Origin of the sequence: Arthrobacter sp. Hiyo1, from assembly GCF_001263615.2 — a bacterium.
Taxonomy (GTDB): Bacteria; Actinomycetota; Actinomycetes; order Actinomycetales; family Micrococcaceae; genus Arthrobacter.
The window spans coordinates 590,206-592,641 of record NZ_DF952470.1 but is presented as its reverse complement, the minus strand read 5'-3'; the positions used below and the strand labels follow the sequence as shown (position 1 = coordinate 592,641).

Here is a 2,436-nt window from a genome sequence, read left to right as displayed (position 1 = left end):
GGAGCGGCTGGCGCCTCCGGCCGCACGCTTGGCTGCGGAGCGTTCAGCAAGCTGCTTGCTCTTGTACGCCTTGTGGTACTCGCGGTCCTCAGCCTTGGGGGTCGGACCCCGGCCTTCGAGGGCCTTTCGACCGTGGCCACCGGTTCCGGTGGTGGGGCCCTTCTTGCTCTTGACAGCCCGGCGACCGTTGTTGGCCATGAATTCCACCCTTGATTGTGTTGAGTACGTCTGCAATCAAGTCTACTGAATCAACTTAAATCGGGACGACGGCCCTTTCTCAGTCCCGTTTGAGGCTCCAGCTGGCGCCGTCGGCGCCATCCTCGACGGCGATACCGGCTGCCGCGAGAGTGTCCCGGATCGCGTCGGAAGCCGCCCAATCCTTGTTGGCCCGCGCGTCGGCCCGCGCCTGCAACTGGGCTTCCACAAGGACCTCAAGGGCCTGGGCGATCTCGGAATTCTCCTGGACCTCGCCGCGTACATCGTTCAGTCCGAGCACAGTGGTCATGGCCATCACGGCCTGGAGCGCCTGCCGGGCTCCCGCGTCGTCCCCGGACGCCAGCGCCGTGTTTCCGGCACGGACAGTCTCGTGCAGGGCGCCAAGGGCCTGCGGGACGTTGAGATCGTCATCCATGGCAGCAGCGAAGGCATCCGGCACGGGACTCGACTCAGGGTGGGCGGCGAACTCGCCACCGAACTTCTTGGAGGCTTTCGCAATAAAACCGTAGATACGCTCCACGGCAGCCGCAGCCTCCTGAAGCGAGGTGGGCCGGTAGTCCAGGATGGAGCGGTACTGCGCCTGGCCGAGGTAGTACCGGACAACGCGCGGACTCGCGAGTTCGAGCATCTCCTCGGGGCTCACGGTGTTGCCCACCGACTTGGACATCTTTTCGCCCTCATACGTGACCATGCCGTTGTGCAGCCAGAAGTTGGCGAACTCGTCGCCCGCAGCCTGCGATTGTGCCATCTCGTTCTCGTGGTGCGGGAAGCGGAGGTCCAATCCGCCGCCGTGGATGTCGAACTGCTGGCCCAAGTACTTCGTAGCCATGGCGGAGCATTCAAGATGCCAACCCGGCCGGCCGGTTCCCCACGGCGAAACCCAGCTCGCCGTCGTCGGCTCCCCGTCCTTGTAACCCTTCCACAGCGCGAAGTCCCGCGGGTCGCGCTTCCTGTTGCTGAATTGCGGCTCGACGTCGGCGGCGCCCTGCATATCGTCGATGTTCTGGCGGGTCAGCGAGCCGTACTTGCTCCAGGAGCGGATGTCGAAGTAGACGTCGCCGGAGTCGTCCAGCGCAGGGTAGGCGTGGCCGCGGTCGATGAGCCTTTGAATGAGGGCGTGCATCTCCGGGATATGGCCGGTGGCGCGCGGTTCGTACGTGGGGCGGGAAACGCCCAGGACGTCGTAGGCCTGCTCGAATTCCTGCTCGTAGCGGTAGGCCAGGGCCCACCATTCTTCCTCGGCCTTGGCTGTTGGTTCCTCGGCCCAGTCCGGCCCGAATGACTGCGCCGACTTGGCGAGGATCTTGTCGTCGATGTCTGTGACGTTGCGGACAACGGTGACACGCAGGCCGCGATATTCAAGCCAGCGGGTCAACTGGTCAAAGGCGATCGCGGAGCGGACATGTCCCACGTGCGGCATCCCCTGCACCGTGGCACCGCAGTAGTAGACGCTGGCCTTGCCGGCTTCAAGGGGAACGAAGTCGCGGACTTCGGCGGATGCGGTGTCGTAAAAGCGCAGGGTCACCGCTCCAGATTAGCGGATGCGGACCATCAGGCTTCGTTGGGCGCCATCCGTCCCTGTTTAGGCGCGATTTAGGCGCTATCGCCTTTGTGCGCTCCCGGCACGGCGTACACGAGTGCCGTGGCGACGGCGGAAATGCCCTCGCCACGCCCCGTGAAACCCAAGCCATCGCTGGTGGTTGCCGTGACGCTGACGGAAGCTCCAGCGGCGGCGCTGAGGACACGCTGCGATTCTTCACGCCGCGGCCCGAACTTTGGCCTGTTGGCAACGAACTGCACTGCCACGTTCCCGATTTCGAAACCGGCGGCACGGACGATCCTGGCAGCCTCCCCCAAGAGTTTCACCCCGGACGCACCCGCGAATTCGGGACGGTCCGTGCCGAAATGCGTGCCCAGATCACCGATGCCGCACGCCGAGAAGAGCGCGTCCGCAGCCGCATGGGCGACGCAATCGCCGTCGGAATGCCCCGAGAGTCCGCGCTCCCCCTCCCAAAACAGCCCGCCGAGCCATAGCGGCTGCGGATCGTTGTCAGGTGCGTAGGCGTGCATGTCCACCCCGATGCCGGTGCGCGGCAGGATCATCGTTACGTTCTGCGAGCCTTCCATCAGCCTTCCACCCAGCGGACTCCGAGCGGCCCTTCCAGCAGGCCTTCGGCAATGATGAGGTCCAGCGGCGTGGTGATCTTCAACGACTGGCTG

General features: G+C 64.9%; 2 protein-coding genes and 2 pseudogenes. All 4 read right to left on the bottom strand.

Annotated elements, in window-relative coordinates:
• A pseudogene (locus tag AHiyo1_RS11610) lies at positions 1-198 on the bottom strand (23S rRNA (guanosine(2251)-2'-O)-methyltransferase RlmB); the annotation flags it as partial.
• A 79-nt stretch (positions 199-277) separates the two neighbouring features.
• The gene (gene cysS, locus AHiyo1_RS11605) at positions 278-1,741 is read right to left on the bottom strand and encodes a cysteine--tRNA ligase (RefSeq protein ID WP_059388667.1); all 1,464 of its coding nucleotides are present in this window, start codon (positions 1,739-1,741) and stop codon (positions 278-280) included.
• Between the two features lie 68 nt (positions 1,742-1,809).
• The gene (ispF, locus tag AHiyo1_RS11600) at positions 1,810-2,319 is read right to left on the bottom strand and encodes a 2-C-methyl-D-erythritol 2,4-cyclodiphosphate synthase (RefSeq protein WP_172465580.1); all 510 of its coding nucleotides are present in this window, start codon (positions 2,317-2,319) and stop codon (positions 1,810-1,812) included.
• Between the two features lie 23 nt (positions 2,320-2,342).
• Positions 2,343-2,436 (bottom strand): annotated as a pseudogene (locus AHiyo1_RS26660) (2-C-methyl-D-erythritol 4-phosphate cytidylyltransferase); the annotation flags it as partial.

Coding starts and splice junctions, on each gene's coding strand:
- ispF (WP_172465580.1), bottom strand. CDS start 2,319: ATGATCCTGCCGCGCACCGGCATCGGGGTGGACATGCACGCCTACGCA.